Source organism: Pseudomonas sp. PA-1-6B (assembly GCF_021609545.1).
Taxonomy (GTDB): Bacteria; Pseudomonadota; Gammaproteobacteria; order Pseudomonadales; family Pseudomonadaceae; genus Aquipseudomonas; species Aquipseudomonas fluorescens_BV.
Map to the genome: position 1 here is coordinate 13,408 of NZ_WJZM01000026.1, position 22,012 is coordinate 35,419.

Below are 22,012 nucleotides of genomic sequence, written 5' to 3' on the forward strand. Positions count from 1 at the left end.
GCATGTCGGCATCCGCCTCCATCCCCGGTACCGAAACGCCCGAACAAACCCGCAAGCGCCTGCGCAAAGTCGCCGCGGCCACCATCTTCGGCTCGATGCTGGAGTGGTACGACTTTTACCTGTACGCCACCATGGCGGCGATTGTGTTTTCGAAGATCTTCTTCGATAACAGCGACCCGAAGACTGCCACGCTGATGGCCTTTTCGACCTTTGCCATAGGCTTTATCGCCCGCCCCTTCGGCGGCATCCTGTTTGGCTACCTGGGCGACAAGTTCGGACGCAAGCAAGTGCTGGTGCTGACCTTCTGCCTGATGGGCGTGTGCACCACCTTGATCGGCTTGATCCCCAGCTACGCCTCCATCGGCATCTGGGCCCCGATCCTGCTGGTGTTTATCCGCATCATCCAGGGCCTGGGCGCGGGTGCCGAGTTGTCGGGGGCGGCGGTCACGTCCTACGAGCATGCCTCCCAAGGCAAGCGTGGCAGCCAGGGCGCCTGGCCGGCACTGGGCCTGAACCTGGGCCTGTTGCTGTCCTCGCTGACTATTTACCTGCTGACCATCAACGGCAACGAGTTCTTGCTGGCCGGCGGCTGGCGTATTCCGTTTATCTGCAGCATCGTGCTGGTGGGCGTCGGCCTGTGGGTGCGCAACAGCATTCCGGAAACCCCACAGTTCGAAGCGCTGAGCAAGGAAAAAGCCAGAGCCAAGCCATCGCCTCTCAAAGCCTTGTTCAAGAATGACCTCAAGGGCCTCGCCGTGGTGTTTTTTGTCGCGATTGGCTACAACGCCCTGAGCTACATCTTCAAGACCTTCTCCCTGGCGTACCTGACCCAATTCAAAGGCGTGGATGTGCATGTCACCTCGCTGTCGGTGACCATCGCCAGCCTGGTGGCCATCGTCGCCGTGCCCTGCTTCGGCTGGCTGTGTGACAAGTGGAGCAGCAAGGCCGTGTTGATGCTCGGCGGGCTGTGCTCGCTGTTGTTCGCCTACCCGTTCCTGGCCCTGCTCAACAGTGGTGAAAGCCTGATGATTTACCTCGCCATCGGGGTGGGCACCGGTATCCTCGCGCCGATGATGTTTGCGCCCCAGGGCTCGTTCCTGAGCCGGCAGTTCCCGACGCAAACGCGCTCTTCGGGTTTTGGCACCGGGCGGGAAATCGGCACCGCCATTGCCGGTGGCCTGGCACCGCTGGGCGCGCTGTCGATGGTAGCGGCCTCGGCCACCCACTCCACCGATGGCGTGGTGGTGATCCTTGCGATTTCTGCCTTGTTGGTGGTGGTGTTTGCCCTTTGCGATCAGGGCGCGAAACACTCGGCATTCAAGAACTGAGCAAAAAAGTTCGGACCAACGGGTGCATGGATGCACCTGGATCGCGCATCATGGGCACTTTCAAGCTCAAGGGTAACGTCCATGCGCGTTCTGTCATTGATGATGGGTCTTACGACGCTGGCCGCCACTACGGTGTTCTGCGCCAGCGCGATGGCGAATGAAGAAAGTCAGTTAGTCCAACAGATCAACCAATACCGCAGCCAGGTGCAACGCTGCGGTGACCAGGGTTCCCAGGAGCTGCCGCCGCTGACCAGCGATACGCGGCTGGTGTTGCCGGCCTCCAATGTCGGCGATTTGCAGCAGTCGCTGGCGCGCGCTGCCTACCCGATGGTGAATGTGCAGGCCATCAGCCTGTCCGGGCCCAAGGATGCCGAGGCCGCGATGAAAGCGGTGCGCGAGAGCTTCTGCCGCGTAGTGCTCGATCCGCAATTTGTCGACATTGGGGTCAGCAACAGCGGCCAGGACTGGCGCATCGTGCTGGCTCGCCCGTTGGTGACCAGCGGCCTGGGCGATTGGCAGACCGAAGGCAGAAAACTGCTTGACCTGATCAACACCGCCCGTGCCGAGCCGCGCCAGTGTGGCACCCAGGCGTTCACCGCCACGGCGCCCCTGTCGTGGAACGACACCCTGGCCAGCGCAGCCAACAGCCACACCCGCAACATGGCCAATGGCAATTTCTTCGACCACCTGGACCCCGACGGCCGCACACCTGGCGACCGCGCCGAGCTGGCGGGGTATATCGCGAAGAATATCGGCGAAAACATCGCCGCCGGCCTCGACACGCCGCGCAAGGTCGTCGACGGTTGGCTCGCCAGCCCCGGCCACTGCGCCAACCTGATGAACCCGCAGTTTCGCGAATTGGGTGCCGCTTACGCCATGGACCCCAAGAGTGACGCGGGCATCTATTGGACGGGCTTATTCGGCACGCAATAAGGTTGGGCGCCGGCCCAACCGGCTAATAATGACGGCGTGTAAATAGACAATGAAATCAAAGTGCTATCAGGGAGATAATCGCGCTGAACTGAATGCGGTCATTCCGGTCTGTTGCTAGTCGGCGTGACTCTTCAAAGCTAAACAATACGTAGCAAGCAAGGTGTGAACCCCATGATGAATTGGCTGCAAGGCAGCAGCGAAATGGCAGAGCGGGTTCGTCAACACGATTGGGCCAATACGCCCTTGGGGCCACTTGAACACTGGCCCGATGTGTTGAAGACAACCGTTGCGCTGTGCTTCGCGTCGAGTTTCCCCCAGGCCATCGTCTGGGGGCCTCAGTTGATTACTCTCTACAACGACGCGTTCACGCCGATCCTGGGTAGCAAACCCGACGCCTTGGGCCGCCCGTTCAACCAGATCTGGCACGAGGTGTGGGACGATATCAGCCCTATCGCCGACGCCGCGTTCGATGGGCACGCCACCTATATCGAAAACTTCCCGCTGTTGATCCAACGCAACGAAGCGCCGGAACAAGCCTATTTCACCTTTTGCTACAGCCCGATTCGCAATGCCCAAGGCGTGGTGGTCGGTTTGCTCGACACGGTGACCGAAACAACCGCCACGGTATTCCTGGCCCGTCGCCTGGCAGTGCTGGACGCCATCGGCAACAGCGTGGTCAATGCCACCGACGCCGAAACCATCCTGACGTCTACGACCCGCCTGCTGGCCGAACATCTGCAGGTATCCATCTGTGCCTACGCCGACATGGACGAAGATGAAGATGGCTTTACCATTCGCGGCGACTGGTCGGCGCATGGCTCGCCGAGCATCATCGGGCATTACAGCCTCGCGGCGTTCGGGGAATGCGCAGTCAACTGCCTGCGTGCCGGCGAGCCACTGGTGATACGCAATAATCTGATCGAGTTGCCGCCCCATGACGCCGCGAGCTTCCAGGCACTGGGGGTGACAGCCACTATTTGCATGCCGTTGATCAAAGACGGGCGGCTCACCGCGCTGATGGCCGTGCACGACAAACTACCGCGCTTTTGGTCATCCTATGACATGGCGCTGGTGGGCGAAGTCACCGAGCGTTCCTGGGCGCATATAGAGCGCGTACGCGCCGATGCCGCCGTGCGCGAGGGCCTGGCCGCCTATACAGAGCTCAATGCCAGCCTGGAACAGCGCGTGAATGAGCGTACCCATGCGTTGGCCGAGGCCGAAGCCGCACTGCGCCAGTCACAGAAGCTGGAGGCCATCGGCCAACTGACCGGCGGCGTCGCCCATGACTTCAACAACCTGCTGACCATTATTCGCTCGTCGGTGGACTTCCTGCGCCAGCCGGGCCTGTCCGAGGAGCGTCGGCAACGCTACATGTGCGCGGTGTCCGACACAGTGGAGCGGGCCAGCAAGCTCACCAGCCAACTGCTCGCCTTTGCCCGTCGCCAACCGTTGAACCCGCAGGTGTTCGATGTCGGCCAGCGCGTGCAAAATATCGGCGAGATGCTCGAGAGCGTCACCGGCGCACGCATTCACGTGCAGGTGCAATTGCCCGATCAGCCCTGCTATGCGCGCATCGACCCCAGCCAGTTCGAAACCGCGCTGATCAACATCGCCCTCAACGCCCGCGATGCGATGGACGGCCAGGGTACCCTGACCCTCAAAGTCGCCAGCGAGCAAACGCTGCCACGTATTCGTGGGGATGCCGAGTCGTGCATGCCCTACATCACCATTTCCCTGGCCGACACCGGCACCGGGATTGCCAGCGACACCTTCGAACGCATCTTCGAGCCGTTCTTCACCACCAAGGCCGTGGGCAAAGGCACCGGCCTGGGCCTGTCGCAGGTATTCGGCTTTGCCAAGCAGTCAGGCGGCAATATCGATGTGGCCAGCACCCTCGGCCAAGGCACGGTGTTTACCTTGTATCTGCCGCAAGTCGAAGGCGAAGCGGCGCCGGTTCAAGACACCCCTGCAGATCTGCCAGCGCCGCAGGAGGCTGCTCATCAGCATGTGCTGATCGTCGAAGACAACTTAGAGGTGGGACGCTTCGCCAGCCAGATCCTCAAGGACCTGGGTTACCAGACCACCTGGGCGACCAATGCCGAACAGGCGCTGAACCTCGCTGGCAATGACGTTCAGGGGTTCGACGCGATTTTCTCCGACGTGGTGATGCCCGGCATGACCGGCGTGGCCATGGCCAGGTTGCTGCGCCAGCGCCGCCCGGACCTGCCCGTGGTACTCGTCTCTGGCTACAGTGAGGAACTGGCAGACAGCGGCTACGAAGGCTTTGAGTTCCTCGCCAAGCCCTACTCCGCCGACCAGGTTGCGCGGGTGCTGGCCAAGGCGATGTGCAAGGATCAGTCGACGACCGCTACCTGATTGCGACCCGATGCCTTGGCCTGATACAGGGCCTTGTCGGCGCTGTTCATCAAGGCGTTCAAATCCAGAGGCTGAGTGCAGGTCGATGCCACGCCCAGGCTTGCGCTCACCCCTTGTACCGGGTCGGCGGGCAAATCATGAATCGTCTGGATCAACTCCTCGGCGATGCTGCGCGCGGTCTCCAACGAGGTGTTGGGCAGCAACACCGCGAACTCTTCACCCCCCAGGCGACCGTAGATATCGGTCTGGCGAAAGGACGCACTGATCACCGCGCCAATCTGGCGCAACACCTGGTCGCCGGCCTGGTGGCCGTAGGTGTCATTGATGGCTTTGAAATGGTCCATGTCCATCATCAATGCACACAGCGGCTGCTGCTCGCGAAGGCACTGGGCATATAGCAACTGGGCCTTTTCGTAGAACGCCCGACGGTTCATCAGCCCGGTCAGTTCATCGGTCTGGGCGGCACGGGTGGAAATATGATGGGCGCGCTCCATTTGCCTCGTCAGGCGGAAGGCTTTTTCCAGGGCATCGGAGAGCTTGCGCGTCGCACCGACCACAAACGAAGCAAACACCAGCACCGCCAGCGCCACGCCAACCTGCATCGGCGAAGGCTGAAACAGCATCCATACCGTACAGGGAAGCAACACCAGCGCCATCGAGCCCAGCGTCATGTAGCGATAGGCTGAATAACAGGACACCGCGCTGACCGACATGCCCACGGTAAACAGCATCACCAGCACCTGGGACAAGCGGTCATCGACCGGCATCACCGCCAGCGCCCCGCCGCCCCAGATACCCGCCGACAGCATCAGCGTGACCCAGTAGTGGCGCTCCCAACGGGCGGGTGTGCGCCCCGCGTCAGGGCAGCGAAACCATTGCACAAACAGATGCAGGCGCACCAATGACGAGCCCGCCAGCAGTACCAGCCACACCAGGATGACCTGGTGATCGAATCGATCCCAGCACAGCCAGCAGAGCATGACGGCGCCCAGGTAGCTGCCGAAGATCGCCGAGAATGATTGACGAAAGAGCTGGTGCAAACGGTCGGTTCGCACCTGCTCTTCGATGAGGTGACCCTGATCTTGCCCAAGGTTATTCATGGGGTTGGCCTGTTTGACCGGCGACGGCAAAGGCGCCATTGTGGCACCTTGCCAGCAAGCCGAACAGCGGCATACGCTGCGCTAGAGCGTTTCAGGCTCCTGAGGTCGCAAAATCAGCACGCCCAGGGGCGGCAGGTTCAACGACAGCGACACCGGTTGCCCATGGCGCGGCTCATCCTGGGTAAACACGGCTCCGCCATTCCCGTAGTTGGAGCCGGCGTAGGTGTCGGCATCACTGTTGATCACCTCACTCCACCGCCCGCCAAACGGCACACCGACTGCGTAGCCTTCACGGGGCACCGGGGTGAAGTTGGCAACCACCAACACCGGCTTGCCATCCTTGCTCCAGCGCAGCCAGGCGTAGACGCTATTGATCGCGTCATCACCGATCAGCCATTGGAAGCCCTGGGGCGCATCGTCCTGTTCGTGCAGCGCCGGCTCTTCGCGGTACAGGCGGTTCAAATCGCCTACCAGCTTCTGCACCCCACGGTGCTCAGGGTATTGCAGCAAATACCAATCCAGTTGCTGGTCGTGGTTCCACTCACGCCATTGGCCAAATTCGCAGCCCATGAACAACAGCTTCTTGCCGGGGTGCATCCACATGAAACTGAGGTAGGCGCGCAGGTTGGCAAATTTCTGCCAGCGGTCGCCGGGCATCTTGTCGATCAGCGAGTGCTTGCCGTGCACCACCTCATCATGGGAAATCGGCAGGATAAAGCGCTCCGACCAGGCGTACACCAGCCCGAAACTCAGCTCGTTGTGATGATGGGCGCGGTACACCGGGTCTTGCTGGATGTAATGCAGGGAGTCGTGCATCCAGCCCATGTTCCATTTGTAATTGAACCCCAGGCCACCCTGTTGGGTAGGCTGGCTGACGCCGGGCCAGGCCGTGGACTCTTCGGCAATCACCAAGGCGCCCGGGGCTTCAAGGGCAACCACGTCATTCAGGTGCCGCAAGAAGTCGATGGCTTCCAGGTTCTCGCGACCGCCATGGCGGTTGGGCACCCATTCACCGGCCTTGCGCGAATAATCGCGATACAGCATGGAGGCCACTGCGTCCACGCGCAGGCCATCGACGTGAAAATGCTTGAGCCAGTGCAAGGCCGACGCGAGCATGAAACCGTGGACCTCGGTGCGGCCCAGGTTGTAGATCAGCGTGTCCCAGTCCTGGTGAAAGCCTTCCAGGGGGTTGGCGTATTCGTACAGCGCGGTACCGTCAAATTGCGCCAGGCCGTGGGTATCGGTGGGGAAATGCGCGGGCACCCAATCAAGGATCACGCCGATATCGGCCTGATGGCAGGCATTGACGAACCAGGCAAAGTCTTCCGGCGAGCCAAAGCGAGCACTGGGGGCAAACTGGGATAACGCCTGATAGCCCCAGGAGCCACCAAAGGGGTGTTCCATGATCGGCATCAGCTCGATATGGGTGAAGCCCAATTGTTGAACGTAAGGAATCAGCCGCTCAGCCAGTTCGCGCCAGCCATATTGACGGGCCACTTCACCGGCCTCGTCCAGCTCGCACTGCCAGGACCCCACATGCAGCTCGTAGATCGACAACGGCGCGGTGGTTTTCTGCTTGTCTCCCCGCGATTGCATCCACTCATGGTCCTGCCAATCCACTTGCAAAGGTGCGGCGACCTTCGAGGCGGTGTCCGGCGGCAGTTGGGTGGCCAGCGCCACAGGGTCGGCCTTGAGCGGCAGAATGCCGTGGGCACCGAGAATTTCATACTTGTAGGCCGCGCCCGGCTGCAGGCGTGGAATGAAGATTTCCCACACGCCCGATGGATGGCGCAGGCGCATCGGGTGGCGGCGCCCGTCCCAGATATTGAAGTCTCCCACCACCGAAACCCGCCGTGCGTTCGGCGCCCAGACGGCAAAGCGCACGCCTTGCACGCCATCGACGCTGACCACCTGAGCCCCCAGGCAGTTGCCCAGGTCACGGTGATTGCCTTCGGCAAACAGGTACAGGTCCATTTCCCCCAGCAGCAATTGGCTGAAGCTGTAGGGGTCTTCGGTGATCTGCTCACCGCCGGCCCATTGGATTTTCAGCAGGTAGGGCTGGCGAGTGCGCAAGTGCCCGACAAACAGACCCGGCACCTGGGTGGCGTCGAGGCTGCCAACCGGTTCGCCCGTGTCACGCGCCAGTACTTGGACACTCAGGGCCTCCGGCAGGAACGCGCGGATAAACTGGCCGCCCTGCTCGTCATCATGGGGCCCCAGGATCGAAAAGGGATCGGGGTGCTCGGCGCGCACCAGCGCATCGACGTCCTTGGACGCCGGCAATGCCGTCAACTTGGGCTGCAGCGGTTCTCTCTGTGTAAAACTCATGACGTCTCCCCACCGCGTACAGGTTTAGATATAGGTGTCAGCCCGCTCAGCAAGCCGTGCAGCCCTTGCAGGGGCACCGGCAGCCAGGTCGGGCGGTTTTCTGCTTCGTAGGCCACTTCGTACGCGGCCTTTTCCAGGCTGAACAAGGTCAGCGCAGCGTCTTGGCCGTTGGCATCCTGCCAGTCATGCGCCAGTGTAGACGCAGCGGCCTGGTAAGCCTGGGTAAATACTACGCGGGCTTCATTCAGGTAGCGGTCGGTCACACGTTTACGCGCAGCGTTCGCTTCTGGCGTGTGATCCACCCCCTGCACATTCAGCGCCATGGCCGCGGCATAATCGAAGGAACGCAGCACACCGCTCACATCTTTATAAGGGCTGTGTTTGCCGCGCCGCTCATGCAGCGGTCGCGCCGGTTCGCCCTCGAAGTCGATCAAGTAGGCATCGCCCTTGACCACTAATACCTGGCCCAGGTGCAAGTCACCATGGACGCGAATGCGCAACCCGCCCGCCGTGGCTTTGGCCAACGCCTGGACATGCGCCGCGATGGCTTTTTTCTGCGCCAGTAATTCACTGACCAACGCCTGGTCGGCGGGGTTCAACTGGCTTTGATTAAGCTTGAGCAACTGCAAGGCGCGGTCGATCTGGGCGCCGACATCCTTGGCCCAGGCTTGGGTGTCTTTGGCTGTGGTGGGTTCGGGTTTGAAAGCCTTGTCGGCGGTTGGCGCACCCAACACCAGGTGCATTTCACCCAGGCGCTGACCGAGCAAACCGGCAAAATCCGCCAGTTCGCCGAGGGCGTTGTAGTGCTGTTCCTGTTCAGAGATCGCGTCGGCCAGCTCATCGCGGATCGCGCGCTCCAGGTTGTTCTGGGTCCAGCTCCAGGCATCGCCCTGATTGCTCAGGTAACCCTGGGCAATCATCAGCAGGTTGTCCTGCCCCTGCCCGTCGCGGCGGCTCATAAAGCCCAGCAGCGGCGAGATATTCGGGTAGCCGGCGCCGGTCAGGTAGGCACTCATTTCCAGCTCCGGGTGCACACCGGCGCTGACTTTACGAATCAGCTTGAGCACCAGGCTGTCACCGACCACCACCGAGCTGTTGGACTGCTCGGCAGACAAATAACGCACCGGCGATTCACGGGTCAGTTGCAGTGCGGCCAAGTGCTCAGTCGCCTCGAACCGCAGATCGCCGTCAGGGGTATTGAGCACAGTGCCGGCCTGCATGGCCTGGATCACCTCAAGGATAAAATGCTCAAGGCTGAAGGCATCGGTCACCAAACCTACCTGGCGAGTGCGTCGCACTCGGGCCAACGCCAACTGCTGGGGCAAGGCGCTGGTGAACTGGTCTTCGCCAAGGAAGCCCAAGGGCAGTTGGTAGCGGCTGACCTGGCCAGCACTGGTCACTTCGATCTCACTGAGCAACACCGGATGCTGCGGGTCGCCAAAACGCACGCCATACGCGATGTGCACCGTGTCGATTGCCGTATCTTTGCCGGCAAACCAGCGACGCTTGGGCAGCCAGGCGGGCAGTGAAGTCTGTTCCAGGCTGGTGCGGCAAGGTTCTTCCAGTAACTCTTCCATGCGTTTTTTCAGTACCAAAGTGGTGAAGTCAGGCATGCTTTGCGCCGGTTCCACATGCCAGCTGGGCATCTGGTTTTCCGCTGCCAGCACGAACCAATAGAAACCATAGGGCGCCAGGGTCAGCAGGAAATTCAGCTGGCCGATCGGCGGGAAGGCATTACCGCCGAGCATCTCCACCGGCACCATGCCGGCAAAAGCCGACAGGTCCAGCTCCGCCGCCTGGGCGCTGCGCGACACATTGGCGACGCACAGGATGATCTCGGTGTGGCCGTCTTCGCCGGTGTATTCACGGGTGTAAGCCAGGATGCGCCTGTTAGTCGGCGAGAGCATTTTCAGGCTGCCACGGCCAAACGCTTTGGACTGCTTGCGCACTGCGAGCATGCGCCGGGTCCAGTTGAGCAATGAGTGCGGGTCCTGGGCTTGGGTCTCGACGTTGACCGACTGGTAACCGTATTGCGGGTCCATGATCGGCGGCAACACCAGGCTGGCCGGGTCGGCACGGGAAAATCCGCCATTGCGGTCGATGGACCATTGCATGGGCGTGCGCACGCCGTCACGGTCGCCCAGGTAGATGTTGTCGCCCATGCCGATTTCATCGCCGTAGTACAGGGTCGGCGTGCCCGGCATCGACAGCAACAGGCTGTTGAGCAATTCCACCCGCCGACGATCACGCTCCACCAGCGGCGCCAGGCGTCGCCGAATGCCCAGGTTGATACGGGCGCGGCGGTCTGCAGCGTAGTAGTTCCACAGGTAGTCGCGCTCTTTGTCGGTGACCATTTCCAGGGTCAGCTCATCATGGTTGCGCAGGAAAATTGCCCACTGGCAGTTGGCGGGAATCTCCGGGGTCTGGCGCAGAATGTCCGTGATGGGGAAGCGATCTTCCTGGGCCAACGCCATGTACATGCGCGGCATCAGCGGAAAGTGGAACGCCATGTGGCATTCATCGCCGTCGTCACCCTTTCTGTCGCCAAAGTACAGCTGCGTGTCTTCGGGCCACTGGTTGGCTTCGGCCAGCAGCATGCGGTCGGGGTAATGGGCGTCGATCTCGGCGCGGATCTGCTTGAGGACGTCGTGGGTTTCCGCCAGGTTTTCGTTGTTGGTGCCGTCCCGTTCGATCAGGTAGGGAATGGCGTCCAGGCGCAGGCCATCGATGCCCAGGTCGAGCCAATAGCGCATCACCGACAGCACCGCTTTCATGACCTGCGGGTTATCAAAGTTGAGGTCGGGTTGGTGCGAGTAAAAGCGGTGCCAGAAGTACTGGCCGGCCACCGGGTCCCAGGTCCAGTTGGATTTTTCGGTGTCGAGGAAAATAATGCGTGTGCCGTCGTATTTCTGGTCATCGTCCGACCACACGTAGAAGTCCCGTGCGGCCGAGCCTGGCTTGGCCTTGCGCGCACGCTGGAACCAGGGGTGCTGGTCGGAGGTGTGGTTGATCACCAGTTCAGTGATCACGCGCAGCCCGCGTTGGTGGGCTTGGGCAATAAAGCGCTTGGCGTCGGCCATCGTCCCGTAGTCGCTGTGCACGCCGCGGTATTCGGCAATGTCGTAGCCGTCATCACGCCGGGGAGACGGGTAGAACGGCAGCAGCCAGATGGTATTCACGCCGAGGTCGGCGATGTAGTCGAGCTTGGCGATCAGCCCGGCAAAGTCCCCAATGCCATCGTTGTTGGAGTCAAAATAGGATTTGACGTGAACCTGGTAGATCACCGCGTCTTTGTACCAGAGCGGGTCTTTGATAAAGGTGGCTGCCTTGGGTTTCTTGGCCATTGCAAACTCCTGAAAAACTCAACATTTTGCTAACTGAACCCGCTCCCACACTTTCGATCCTCATCAGATTCAGGATGTGCTGATGCGCCAGATCCCGAACGGCATCTGCGGCTCCAACCGGGTCCATTGGGTCTTGCCGTACCAGGTCCAGCGGTGGCCGTTCATCAAGTCTTCGCCCTGGGTCTGGGCATCGTCGGGCAAGCCCATCTCCCACAGCGGCAATTCAAAGTGGGCTTCCTGGGCGTTGTGCGGGTCGAGGTTGACGGCGACCAGAATGAAATTGCTGCCGTCTTCGCTGCGCTTGCCGAAATACAGAATGTTGTCGTTCCAGGCGTTGTAGAGCTTGAGCCCCAGGTGCGTGTGCAACGCCGGGTTCTGGCGGCGGATGCGGTTGAGCTGGGCGATCTCGGCGATGATGTTGCCCGGCGCGGTGAAGTCCCGAGGGCGGATTTCGTACTTCTCCGAGTCCAGGTATTCCTCTTTGCCCGGCACCGGCGCGGCTTCGCATAACTCAAAACCCGAATACATTCCCCACAGGCCCGAGCCCATCGTGGCCAGCGCAGCGCGGATCAGGAAGCCTGCGCGACCGGACTCATGCAGGAAACCCGGGTTGATGTCCGGCGTATTGACGAAGAAGTTCGGGCGGTAGCAGTCACGCCAGGGCGACTGGTTCAGTTGGGCAAGGTACTCGCTCAGCTCAGCCTTGGTGTTGCGCCAGGTGAAGTAGGTATAGCTCTGGGAATAGCCGACCTTGCCCAGGCGCGCCATCATCGCCGGGGTGGTGAAAGCTTCGGCGAGGAAGATCACCTCCGGGTACTTGGCACGCACGTCGCTGATCAGCCACTGCCAGAACGGCAGCGGCTTGGTATGTGGGTTGTCGACGCGAAAGGTCTTCACGCCCTCTTCCACCCAGCCCACCACGATGTCACGCAGCTCGGTCCACAGGCTGGGGATGGCATCGGCCGCATAGAAATCGACGTTGACGATGTCCTGGTACTTTTTCGGCGGATTTTCCGCGTATTTGATCGTGCCGTCCGGGCGCCAGTTGAACCAACCCGGATGCTGTTTGAGCCACGGGTGGTCCTGGGAGCACTGGATGGCGAAATCCAGGGCGATTTCCAGGCCGTGTTCGGCAGCAGCCTTGACCAACCGGCGGAAATCATCGCGAGTGCCCAACTGCGGGTGAATAGCCTCGTGACCGCCCTCCTCACTGCCAATGGCGTAGGGGCTGCCCGGATCATCAGGGCCGGCGGTGAGTGAGTTGTTCTTGCCCTTGCGGTGGCTACGGCCGATAGGGTGGATCGGCGGGAAGTACAGCACGTCGAAGCCCATGTCGTGGATCATCGGCAAGCGTGCGTGCACGTCGTTAAAGGTGCCGTGCCGCGCCGGATCGTCAGTGATCGAGCGGGGAAACAGCTCGTACCAGCTGGCAAATTGTGCGGCTTCACGTTCCACGTCAATCGGGTACGCGGGGCTGACGCTCAAATAGGCGCGATGGTCGGCCTGGGTCATCAGGTGTGCACTGTCTTCGTGCAGGAACAAAGCCACCTGCTCGGTTTCCAACAGGCCGGACAGCTCATGGTGCAACAGCATCAAGCGGTCACGCAGTTCGTTGTCACTGCGTTCGGCGGCCTGCAGCACCAGGCTACGGCCCTCCTGCAACTCCAGGCTGACCGGCACGCCAGCTTCATGCTTCTTGCGCAGTTCGTAACAGAAGCTGGCAAAGGTGTCGATCCAGGCTTCGATGCAGTACTCATGGCGGCCTTGGTGGGCCACGGTAAACGCGCCCTCCCAACCGTTGTTGCCGATATCCAGCATGACCACGCTGTGCCAGCTTTCGTCTCCCAGGGCGCGCCAGCGGATCAACACCGCCAGCTTATCGTGGCCATCGGCGAACACTTTGCTGGTGACATGAACACGCTGGCCCACCACCGCCTTGACGGCAAACTCCCCGTTGTCGATGACCGGCATGGTGCTTTCGATCGCAATCCTGGGTAACAGCAGCGCCTGCGACAACGGCAGCACGGAGTCTTCTGGAACCAGTGTTTCGGCAGTCATCGAGCAGCTTCCCCTTACGCCCTTTGGACGCTCTTTGCTTGATACGAATTCAGAGACGGCGACGCTATCCTTGAGCTGGGCCGTTTAAAGTCCGAGCCTGGGCGCTGCCCAAAAGTTCAGGTGGATATACCGCCCCTGGGCGGGAATCATTTCCAACAGGCAATGGTCCACCGATAGAGCAAAGCACAAACGAGGCCATACCCATGAGTATCCCGATACCCCCTGAACCCGAAGATCCGAATATCGACGCCCCACCATTGCCCCCGCCCGAACCGGAACGCGATCCTGAACAGGAGCCGCCTGAAAACCAGCCGCCACCGGTGCAGGAACCGCCCACGACGATGCCGCCGGTTATTGCCTGACTCACAGACACGCAAGCACTTGCCCGTGAAAAAATATTGCGGGCAAGCGCTACTGAGCTTTCCTACTTCAATCACCGACAATACCGAGATCCCGCTCTTGATGAACAAGATAGATTCAGTCTCCCGTACGCTGCCTCGCCCCCTTGCCGGCCGCAGACTATCTTGTCCGTTAAGCGAGTACCTTCTATGCGCACCTCACTACTGCCCCCGTTCTCGGATGTTCACGGCATCCAACAACCGCCAGTCAACGATCATCGGGAAAAACTGAACGATCTGTTCAGGGCCGGCCCAAGCGCAATCATGCGCACGAAAGAGCCTGACACGCCCGCCTCCACCCCTTCCACGGCGCCGCAAACCTTTACCTTGCCCAACCCAGCCCCCTCTGCGGACGTAGAGCCGAAGACGGCCGGTGCCGACGCCACCCAGCTTGCCCAACTTCGTGCGCTGACCAGCCAGCAGAACATTACCAATATGCTGCGCGCGCCCAACTCACACGAGACCTCCGGGCAGGTGATCACGATCCGACGGCTGTTAAGCAGGGAAACCGTCAAATCCTTGCTGCACGGCCCGGATGCAGACGAAGCGCGTAAATTGATTACCGATGTGAAGGAGCGTTTAGGTCAGTCAAGCCTGCAGATGATTCATGACCGATCCTCACATATCGAGGACCCGGGCTTGAGCCTTGAAGAAATTCGCGAGCGTACCTCCACTCTTGATCCCGAGGCAGGTTTCAACTGCGCTATGCAAATCGAGCGTGATCTACGCATTGAGAAGCTTTCTGCCATACAGCGAATGCGGCAAAGTACGCCTCTGGCTTCAGCCCTCTTTGATATCGGCAAAGAGGCGGACCTGGGCAACCCGCCCCCTCAACCGGATAATCCACCGCCCCCGGCAGAAAGCCTCAAACACAACAACAATGCCAGGAATGACAATGGTCAGACCTTCACCTTCCGTAATACCCGTGAATCAAGTTTCGACGCACCTGAGCAAGTGATGGATTTTGACCACCACAGAGACAAACTCGATGTATCGGCAATCAGAAGCCAACTCGGCAACACGCCATTGAAATTGGTAGGAAACTTCTCGGGAGCCAGTAGCGAGGTACAGATTCACTATAGCCCGGCTCACAATACGAGCGTGGTGATGATTTCCGGCAAACCGGGAGAGTCGCCGTTTGTGGTGAAAGCCTTCGGTGAGGTGAGATACGGCAACCTCATCACGTGACCTGCGTCACTCATCCTTCTCCAGCAGCTTGACGATCCGTGGCATCACGCTGAATACCGCCAGGGCCAGCAGCGTACTGAGCACCGCCGTCGATTCACGCCCCATTCCCGCCGCAACCCCAATGGCGGCGGTCATCCATAACCCGGCCGCGGTGGTCAGGCCCTTTACATGCTGGCCCTCGTCGTCTTCCTTGCCCTTGAGGATGGTGCCAGCGCCGAGAAAGCCAATGCCCGCGATAACCCCTTGAACCACACGACTCATGGCATCCGCCTGGTTGCCGGACATCTGCGGCACCAGCACGAACAGCGCGGCGCCCAGCGCCACCAGCATATGGGTGCGCACTCCGGCCGCCTTGCCCTTGTGTTCACGCTCAAACCCCAGGATGCCGCCGAGGATCGCCGCGATCAGCAGGCGCACGGTCACTTGGGTGAGTTGCCGGGCATCGCCAATGTCTGCGAATTCGGCTTGCAGCGTTTGCCACACCAGATGCCACCAGGCGTCCATGGATGCGCTCCTTTTTATTATGGATAGATAAAGGATGGACAGCGCAGACCGCCAGTCAGTTGCCTGGAACCCGTGCGCATGGCGGCCGCCTAACGCTGCATAGCCCACAAAACGGAGATTGTCATGACCGTACGCATCGAAAATCATCTGTGCTACTTCACGCTCGACGACAACGGCCAGGAACAAAGCCTGCCCGCCACCCGGGTGACCATCCTGACCGATCACGACAAAGCCATGTCTTATCTGGAACTGGCAGGTTCGCGCATCTACATCACCGAAGCCCAGGCGGACGCGCTGACGGTTGAAGGCGCAACCGATGGCCGTGAGCATGTAAAGGCGGACCAACCTGGTTCGGTGATTTAATTGATCTGCATCATCAGACCCGCTTAACCCCTGCACCCCTTTGGCCATGGGGTGCAGCAGATTGCCGCACAAGAACGCGTCAAGCCGATCTGATCCGCTTTTTATCACGCCACCTGAGTCTGTTATGCAAACAGTCTGTCGCCCATAGTTCGTCGGCCTGATGGAGGCTGATGAGCGAATGACCATGAGCGAACGAATCCCAACCGTGGAAACCTTTGAGCCCATTCACCCCAAGAAAGTGAAGGCCAAATCCAGCGACAACCTGATCCATACCCGCAGCTTTACCGGCTTGTTTCGCACCCTGCGAGTGGGCGGTGCCGGCCTGCTGTTCCTGGCTTTTTTCGGCACCGTGTGGCTGAACTGGGGTGGGCGCCAAGCGGTACTGTGGGACCTGGCCGAGAGCAAGTTCCACATTTTTGGTGCGACGTTCTGGCCCCAGGACTTCATCCTGCTCTCGGCGCTGTTGATCATCTGCGCCTTCGGCCTCTTCGCGATCACGGTGTTTGCCGGCCGCGTATGGTGCGGCTACACCTGCCCGCAAAGCTCGTTCACCTGGCTGTTCATGTGGTGCGAGAAGGTGACCGAAGGTGAGCGTAACCAGCGCATCAAACTTCAGGCCGCCCCCTGGAGCCTGAATAAGCTGGCGAGGCGCTCGGCCAAGCACACATTGTGGCTGGGTATCAGTGTGTTGACCGGGTTGACGTTTGTGGGCTACTTCACCCCGATCCGCCCCTTGGCCGCCGAACTGTTGACGTGGCAGATCGGCGGGGTGAGCCTGTTCTGGGTGCTGTTTTTCACGGGCGCCACCTACATCAATGCCGGCTGGCTACGCGAAGCGGTGTGCATGCACATGTGCCCCTATGCACGCTTCCAGAGCGTAATGTTTGATAAGGACACCCTGACCATTTCCTACGACACCACCCGCGGCGAGCATCGTGGCCCGCGTAAACGTGACGTGCAGCCAGCCGAGGTTGGCCTTGGCGATTGCATCGATTGCCAGCTGTGCGTGCAGGTTTGCCCCACGGGCATCGACATCCGCGACGGCCTGCAAATGGAATGCATTGGTTGTGCGGCCTGCATCGACGCCTGTGATTCGATCATGGACAAAATGGGCTATGCCCGTGGCTTGGTCAGTTACACCAGTGAGCATCAATTGCAGGGTGGCAAGACCCACCTGCTCAGGCCGCGCCTGATCGGCTACAGTGCCGTGCTGCTGGTGATGATCGCGGCGTTGGTGGTGGCGCTGATTGAACGGCCGATGGTGTCGCTGGATGTGACCAAAGACCGAGGCATGTTCCGTGAAAACAGCCAGGGCTTGATCGAAAACATCTACAGCCTCAAGGTGATCAACAAGACCCAGCAGCGCCAGGACTACCGCCTGGAACTGGTGGATGCCGACGGGTTCCAGCTGCAAGGCAAGACCCAGGTCAGCCTGGCTGCCGGGGAAATTGTCGATATACCGGTGTCGGTAGCATTGCTGGCGGACACACCGGCCAGCAGCTCTCAAACCCTGCGTTTTAAAGTCACTGATGTGGATGAGCCTTGGATTTATACCGCTGCTGACAGCCGCTTCGTTGCGCCCTTGAATCGCTGATACTTGATCAACAATAAAAATCAAATGTGGGAGCTGGCTTGCCTGCGAAAACGGTAGAGCAGTAACAGATGCAGTGACTGACACACCGCCTTCGCAGGCAAGCCAGCTCCCACAGTTCGCCCTGCGTACACATTCAAAAAGCTAATTAGGCCGCCATGAAACGCTACGAAAAATTTGCCGACGACATCGCAGAACTGATCCGCTCCGGCGTCCTCGGCCCCGGCCAGCGCGTACCATCGGTACGCTATGCCAGCCAGGCCTACGGCGTCAGCCCGTCCACGGTGTTCCAGGCCTATTACTTGCTGGAGCGTCGTGGCCTGATCAGGGCACGCCCGCGTTCTGGCTACTTCGTCAACACCCACGCGCCGAGCCCGTTTTCCGAGCCGGTGGTGAGTGAGCAGGTGCATGAGTCCACCGATGTGGGTGTCAGTGAGCTGGTGTTCTCGGTACTGGACTCGATCAAAGACCCCAACACCGTGCCCTTCGGCTCGGCCTTCCCCAGCCCCATGCTGTTCCCGCTGCCGCGCCTGGCCCGCTCCCTGGCCAGTGCCAGCCGCGACATGGACCCACGCCTGGTGGTCACCGACATGTCGCCAGGCAACCCACAACTGCGCCGCCAGATTGCCCTGCGCTATATGGTCGGCGGCCTGATGCTGCCGATGGAGGAGTTGCTGATCACCAACGGCGCCCTGGAAGCACTCAACCTGTGCCTGCAGGCCGTGACCGAACCGGGCGACCTGGTCGCCATCGAAGCGCCGGCGTTCTACGCGTGTTTGCAGGTGCTTGAACGCCTGAAGCTCAAGGCTGTGGAGATCCCGGTGCACCCGCGCGACGGTATTGACCTGAACGCCCTGGCCCAAAGCCTTGAGCGCTATCCGATCAAGGCCTGCTGGACCATGACCAGCTTCCAGAACCCCATGGGCGCCACGCTGCCTGAAGAGAAAAAACAGGCGCTGGTGGAGCTGCTGCGCAGCCATCAAGTGCCGCTGATCGAAGATGACGTCTACGCCGAATTGTATTACGGGCAACAAGCCCCGAAACCGGCCAAGGCCTTCGACACCGAAGGGCTGGTGATGCATTGCGGCTCCTTTGCCAAGAGCCTGGCACCGGGTTACCGCGTGGGCTGGGTCGCCGCCGGGCGCTTCGCACAGAAGGTCGAGCGGCTGAAACTGATGACCTCATTGTGCCCGTCAATGCCGGCCCAAGCGGCGATTGCCGACTACCTGCAACACGGCGGCTATGACCGGCACCTGCGCAAACTGCGCTACGCCCTGGAAGAACAGCAGAGCGCCATGCTGGCGGCCATCGCTCGTTATTTTCCGGCGCAAACAAGGGTCAGCCAGCCGGCGGGAGGCTATTTTTTGTGGTTGGAGTTGCCGGAGCAGACCGACTCGCTGAAATTGTTCCAGATGGCCCTGGCCCAGGGCATCAGCATTGCGCCGGGGCCGATCTTTTCCGCCACTCAGCGCTTCAGAAATTGCATTCGCCTGAATTACGGAAGCCCTTGGAACGAGGCGTCGGAAAAGGCCATGGAGACATTAGGGCGGATCGTGCGCTCGTTTTAACGGCCGCCGCCCAAGTCGATAAACGTTCCGGTGGAATACGATGCCTTGTCCGATAGTAACCAGATAATCGCCTCTGCCACTTCATCCGGGCGCCCGCCACGCGCCATCGGGATACCGGACTCCAGCTTGCTGACCCGGTTCGGGTCGCCGCTCAGGGCATGGAAATCGGTAAAGATATAGCCAGGGCGCACGGCGTTGACGCGAATGCCCTCGCCCGCCACCTCCTTGGACAGCCCCAGGGTAAAGGTGTCCAGCGCGCCCTTGGAGGCCGCGTAGTCGACATACTCACCCGGCGAGCCCAGCCGCGCCGCCACCGATGACACGTTGACGATACTGCCTCCCTGCCCTCCATGCCGAGGCGACATGCGCAATACCGCGTGTTTGGCACACAGGATCGGGCCCAGCACATTGGTCTTGAGGATTTTGAGGATACGAAACTCGGACATCTCATCGACCCGCGACTTATGCCCCACGGTGCCGGCGTTATTCACCAGCGCGGTGACCCGACCCAGTTCCGTATCAACGCGATTGAACAGAGCGATCACTTCATCCTCGCTGCTGACATCGGCCCGCACGGCAATCGCCTGCGCACCCAGCGCGCGAACCTGATCCAGTACACGCAGGGCAGCGTCTTCATCAGACTGGTAGTTGATGCAGATGCGATAGCCTTGGCGAGCGGCGAGCAAGGCCGTCTGGGCGCCGATTCCACGACTGCCCCCGGTGATGATGACGACTTTGTCCATGGCTGCGGTCTCCCGATTCAACCGGATGTTCAGGGTTGGATCCAAGAATACCTATCACAGACTGCTTTTGTCAGGCGCCGCCTGTTCAGCGCCCCGGATATTCGCCATGAAGCTATCGGCCGGCAGTGGGTGCCCCAACAAGTAACCTTGCAAGGAGTCACACCCCAGGCGGGTGAGGAAGTGCTGCTGCACATCGGTTTCCACCCCCTCGGCGACGATGCGCAGGCCCAGGGCCTGGCCGAGGGCCACGATGGCCGAGACGATGGCCGCGTCATCGCTGTCGTGTTCCAGGTCACGCACAAAACCGCGATCGATCTTCAGCTCGTTGGCCGGCAGGCGCTTGAGGTACATCAGGCTGGAGTAACCGGTGCCAAAGTCATCGATGGACAGGTCAACCCCCATGTCCGAGAGCTGCTGCAATACCGTCATGCTTGCATCAGCATCGCTCATGGCGGTGGTCTCGGTGATTTCCAGCGTGAGGCTGTTGGCCGGCAATTGGTGACGCTCCAGCGCGGCCGCTACGCTGTTGACCAACCCAGCATGGCAGAACTGCAACGCCGAGAGGTTAACGGCAATGCGCCAGTGCTCATAACCCTGGGCGTACCACTGGCTCATCTGGCGACAAGCTTCATCGAGTACCCATTCGCCGATGGGAATGATCAGCCCGGTTTTCTCCGCCAGTGCAATAAACGTAGCGGGCATCAGCAAGCCCTGATGCGGATGCTCCCAGCGCAACAGCGCCTCGGCCCCCACGGCAAAACCACTGACGGCGTCGAACTTGGGTTGGTAATGCAAACGAAATTGCCCCTGCTCAAGGGCAATGCGCAGGTCCTGCAGCAATTGCAGTTGTTTGCGCGCATTGGTGTTCATCGACACATCGAAGAAGCTGTAGCCATTCTTGCCCATGCCCTTGGCGTGATACATCGCCGCGTCGGCGTTCATCAGCAGTTCCTGGGGGTTGCTACCGTTGCCCGGGAACATGGCGATGCCGATGCTGGCCGAGATCTGCAACTGATGCTCGGCCACCGTGAACGTGCGGTTGATCAAGCTGACCTGGCGTTCGGCCAGGCCCATGGCATCATCGGGCTGGGTGAGTTGCACCAGCAACACGAACTCATCACCGCCGATGCGGGCCAGGGTGTCCTGGCTGCGCAAGTCCTCGCGCAGGCGCAAGCCGACTTCGCGCAGCAACTGGTCGCCCAGGTGATGACCAAAGGCATCGTTGACCGGTTTGAAACCATCCAGGTCGATAAACATCAAGGCAAAGCAACCGCCCCGCTCGTGCACCGCCTGGATGCCTTGTTGAATGCGATCTGCCAGCAAGGTGCGATTGGGCAGGCCGGTGAGCATGTCATGCAGGGCCAGGTGGGTGAGTTCCTGGTTGGCCAGGGTCAGGGAATCGGCGAGTACGGCGGTGCGCGCTTCCAGGCGCGCATCCAGCACCGAGGTCAACAGCGCAATGACCAATACCGCCAGCGAAGTAACCAAGACCAGGTTATCCAGGCCCTTGCCGCTCAGGCCGGTCAATGCGGCACCGCAGAAGCTGTCATCGGCAAAGCGCGCCGCAGCCATCCCGGTGTAGTGCATCCCCACGATGGCCACGCCCATCACCACGGCTGCGCCGCCCCGAGCCAAGCGCACATAAGGTGTGTTACGTCGCAGGTTGAAGGCGATCCACAGCGCGGCGCCGGAAGCCACCACCGCGATCAACAACGAAGCGCCGAACAAGGCCGGGTCGTAGTCGATGCCCGGCGTCATGCGCATCGCGGCCATGCCGGTGTAATGCATGCTGGCGATACCGGCCCCCATCACCAGTGCGCCAAACGCCAGTTGCCAGGCCGGCAAGCGTGGCTGGCTGACCAGCCATAACGCGAAGCCACTGGATAGCACGGCGATCAAAAGCGACAACAGGGTAATGCCTACCTCAAACCCGAGGGCAAACGGCAGGCGCAGGGCCAACATCCCGATAAAGTGCATGGACCAGATGCCGACGCCCATCGCCACTGCGCCACCCGTGATCCACAGGTAAACAGCACGCCCCTTGGCGGTCGCGATACGCCCGGCCAGGTCCAAGGCGGTGTAGGACGCCAGGATGGCCACGCACAGGGAAATCACGACAAGGGAGGTTGAATAGCTACCGATCAGCATGGGACGTCTCGCAGGCGACCGGCGCAAAAGCCCGTGCCGGGT

Annotated in this window: 15 protein-coding genes; 8 read left to right on the plus strand and 7 right to left on the minus strand. The window is 60.8% G+C overall.

The window, feature by feature from the left end; translation table 11 throughout:
- Positions 1-2: 2 nt before the first annotated feature.
- The 3 genes from GIV35_RS14190 to GIV35_RS14200 all read left to right on the plus strand — a co-directional run bounded on the left by GIV35_RS14190 (position 3) and on the right by GIV35_RS14200 (position 4,637).
- Complete coding sequence (locus GIV35_RS14190; protein WP_054898703.1) at positions 3-1,328, plus strand: MFS transporter; 1,326 nt, start codon at positions 3-5, stop codon at positions 1,326-1,328.
- 81 nt (positions 1,329-1,409) lie between these two features.
- Complete coding sequence (locus tag GIV35_RS14195; RefSeq protein WP_105226736.1) at positions 1,410-2,261, plus strand: CAP domain-containing protein; 852 nt, start codon at positions 1,410-1,412, stop codon at positions 2,259-2,261.
- A 171-nt stretch (positions 2,262-2,432) separates the two neighbouring features.
- A complete protein-coding gene (locus tag GIV35_RS14200; protein ID WP_236264414.1) occupies positions 2,433-4,637 on the plus strand; it encodes a GAF domain-containing protein in 2,205 nt (734 codons plus the stop codon).
- Here GIV35_RS14200 and GIV35_RS14205 read toward each other — a convergent pair.
- From GIV35_RS14205 to GIV35_RS14220, 4 genes are all read right to left on the minus strand, one after another.
- On the minus strand, positions 4,616-5,776 hold the full coding sequence (locus tag GIV35_RS14205; RefSeq protein ID WP_236264415.1) for a GGDEF domain-containing protein: 1,161 nt from the start codon (positions 5,774-5,776) through the stop codon (positions 4,616-4,618). The genes GIV35_RS14200 and GIV35_RS14205 overlap by 22 nt on opposite strands.
- Before the next feature lie 42 nt (positions 5,777-5,818).
- Positions 5,819-8,065 carry a 1,4-alpha-glucan branching protein GlgB gene (gene glgB, locus GIV35_RS14210; protein WP_198715231.1) on the minus strand — a complete coding sequence of 749 codons (2,247 nt, stop codon included), beginning with the start codon at positions 8,063-8,065 and terminating at the stop codon, positions 5,819-5,821.
- Positions 8,062-11,409, minus strand: a complete 3,348-nt coding sequence (gene treS, locus GIV35_RS14215; protein WP_236304385.1) for a maltose alpha-D-glucosyltransferase — start codon at positions 11,407-11,409, stop codon at positions 8,062-8,064. The genes glgB and treS overlap by 4 nt, the downstream gene beginning before the upstream one ends.
- Positions 11,410-11,478: 69 nt before the next feature.
- Positions 11,479-13,467 carry an alpha-1,4-glucan--maltose-1-phosphate maltosyltransferase gene (locus tag GIV35_RS14220; protein ID WP_236264417.1) on the minus strand — a complete coding sequence of 663 codons (1,989 nt, stop codon included), beginning with the start codon at positions 13,465-13,467 and terminating at the stop codon, positions 11,479-11,481.
- Between the two features lie 203 nt (positions 13,468-13,670).
- On the opposite strand from GIV35_RS14220, the gene GIV35_RS14225 reads away from it, so the two are divergent.
- Positions 13,671-13,829 carry a hypothetical protein gene (locus tag GIV35_RS14225; RefSeq protein ID WP_167514236.1) on the plus strand — a complete coding sequence of 53 codons (159 nt, stop codon included), beginning with the start codon at positions 13,671-13,673 and terminating at the stop codon, positions 13,827-13,829.
- A 186-nt stretch (positions 13,830-14,015) separates the two neighbouring features.
- The gene (locus GIV35_RS14230; RefSeq protein ID WP_236264418.1) at positions 14,016-15,053 is read left to right on the plus strand and encodes a M10 family metallopeptidase C-terminal domain-containing protein; all 1,038 of its coding nucleotides are present in this window, start codon (positions 14,016-14,018) and stop codon (positions 15,051-15,053) included.
- 6 nt (positions 15,054-15,059) lie between these two features.
- Here the strand turns inward: GIV35_RS14230 and GIV35_RS14235 are convergent, their stop codons facing one another.
- Positions 15,060-15,557 carry an MgtC/SapB family protein gene (locus GIV35_RS14235; protein ID WP_105226729.1) on the minus strand — a complete coding sequence of 166 codons (498 nt, stop codon included), beginning with the start codon at positions 15,555-15,557 and terminating at the stop codon, positions 15,060-15,062.
- A gap of 123 nt (positions 15,558-15,680) precedes the next feature.
- Between GIV35_RS14235 and GIV35_RS14240 the strand changes: the two genes are divergently transcribed.
- The 3 genes from GIV35_RS14240 to mapR all read left to right on the plus strand — a co-directional run bounded on the left by GIV35_RS14240 (position 15,681) and on the right by mapR (position 19,079).
- Positions 15,681-15,920 (plus strand): DUF3203 family protein, encoded by a 240-nt coding sequence (locus tag GIV35_RS14240; protein WP_236264419.1) that lies wholly within the window; start codon positions 15,681-15,683, stop codon positions 15,918-15,920.
- 184 nt (positions 15,921-16,104) lie between these two features.
- Complete coding sequence (ccoG, locus tag GIV35_RS14245) at positions 16,105-17,514, plus strand: cytochrome c oxidase accessory protein CcoG (RefSeq protein ID WP_236264420.1); 1,410 nt, start codon at positions 16,105-16,107, stop codon at positions 17,512-17,514.
- Between the two features lie 155 nt (positions 17,515-17,669).
- On the plus strand, positions 17,670-19,079 hold the full coding sequence (mapR, locus tag GIV35_RS14250; protein WP_054898710.1) for a GntR family transcriptional regulator MpaR: 1,410 nt from the start codon (positions 17,670-17,672) through the stop codon (positions 19,077-19,079).
- On the opposite strand, the gene GIV35_RS14255 is transcribed toward mapR, so the two are convergent.
- Both GIV35_RS14255 and GIV35_RS14260 read right to left on the minus strand, forming a co-directional pair.
- Entirely contained in the window at positions 19,076-19,822 is a 747-nt protein-coding gene (locus GIV35_RS14255) for an SDR family oxidoreductase (protein WP_198715238.1), read from the minus strand. The genes mapR and GIV35_RS14255 overlap by 4 nt on opposite strands.
- A gap of 54 nt (positions 19,823-19,876) precedes the next feature.
- Positions 19,877-21,970 (minus strand): putative bifunctional diguanylate cyclase/phosphodiesterase, encoded by a 2,094-nt coding sequence (locus GIV35_RS14260; RefSeq protein ID WP_236264421.1) that lies wholly within the window; start codon positions 21,968-21,970, stop codon positions 19,877-19,879.
- Between the last annotated feature and the right edge of the window lie 42 nt (positions 21,971-22,012).

Coding starts and splice junctions, on each gene's coding strand:
- GIV35_RS14255 (WP_198715238.1), bottom strand. CDS start 19,822: ATGGACAAAGTCGTCATCATCACCGGGGGCAGTCGTGGAATCGGCGCC.
- mapR (WP_054898710.1), top strand. CDS start 17,670: ATGAAACGCTACGAAAAATTTGCCGACGACATCGCAGAACTGATCCGC.
- treS (WP_236304385.1), bottom strand. CDS start 11,409: ATGGCCAAGAAACCCAAGGCAGCCACCTTTATCAAAGACCCGCTCTGG.
- GIV35_RS14240 (WP_236264419.1), top strand. CDS start 15,681: ATGACCGTACGCATCGAAAATCATCTGTGCTACTTCACGCTCGACGAC.
- GIV35_RS14205 (WP_236264415.1), bottom strand. CDS start 5,776: ATGGCGCCTTTGCCGTCGCCGGTCAAACAGGCCAACCCCATGAATAAC.
- GIV35_RS14260 (WP_236264421.1), bottom strand. CDS start 21,970: ATGCTGATCGGTAGCTATTCAACCTCCCTTGTCGTGATTTCCCTGTGC.
- GIV35_RS14230 (WP_236264418.1), top strand. CDS start 14,016: ATGCGCACCTCACTACTGCCCCCGTTCTCGGATGTTCACGGCATCCAA.
- GIV35_RS14220 (WP_236264417.1), bottom strand. CDS start 13,467: ATGACTGCCGAAACACTGGTTCCAGAAGACTCCGTGCTGCCGTTGTCG.
- GIV35_RS14190 (WP_054898703.1), top strand. CDS start 3: ATGTCGGCATCCGCCTCCATCCCCGGTACCGAAACGCCCGAACAAACC.
- ccoG (WP_236264420.1), top strand. CDS start 16,105: ATGAGCGAACGAATCCCAACCGTGGAAACCTTTGAGCCCATTCACCCC.
- GIV35_RS14200 (WP_236264414.1), top strand. CDS start 2,433: ATGATGAATTGGCTGCAAGGCAGCAGCGAAATGGCAGAGCGGGTTCGT.
- GIV35_RS14195 (WP_105226736.1), top strand. CDS start 1,410: ATGCGCGTTCTGTCATTGATGATGGGTCTTACGACGCTGGCCGCCACT.
- glgB (WP_198715231.1), bottom strand. CDS start 8,065: ATGAGTTTTACACAGAGAGAACCGCTGCAGCCCAAGTTGACGGCATTG.
- GIV35_RS14225 (WP_167514236.1), top strand. CDS start 13,671: ATGAGTATCCCGATACCCCCTGAACCCGAAGATCCGAATATCGACGCC.
- GIV35_RS14235 (WP_105226729.1), bottom strand. CDS start 15,557: ATGGACGCCTGGTGGCATCTGGTGTGGCAAACGCTGCAAGCCGAATTC.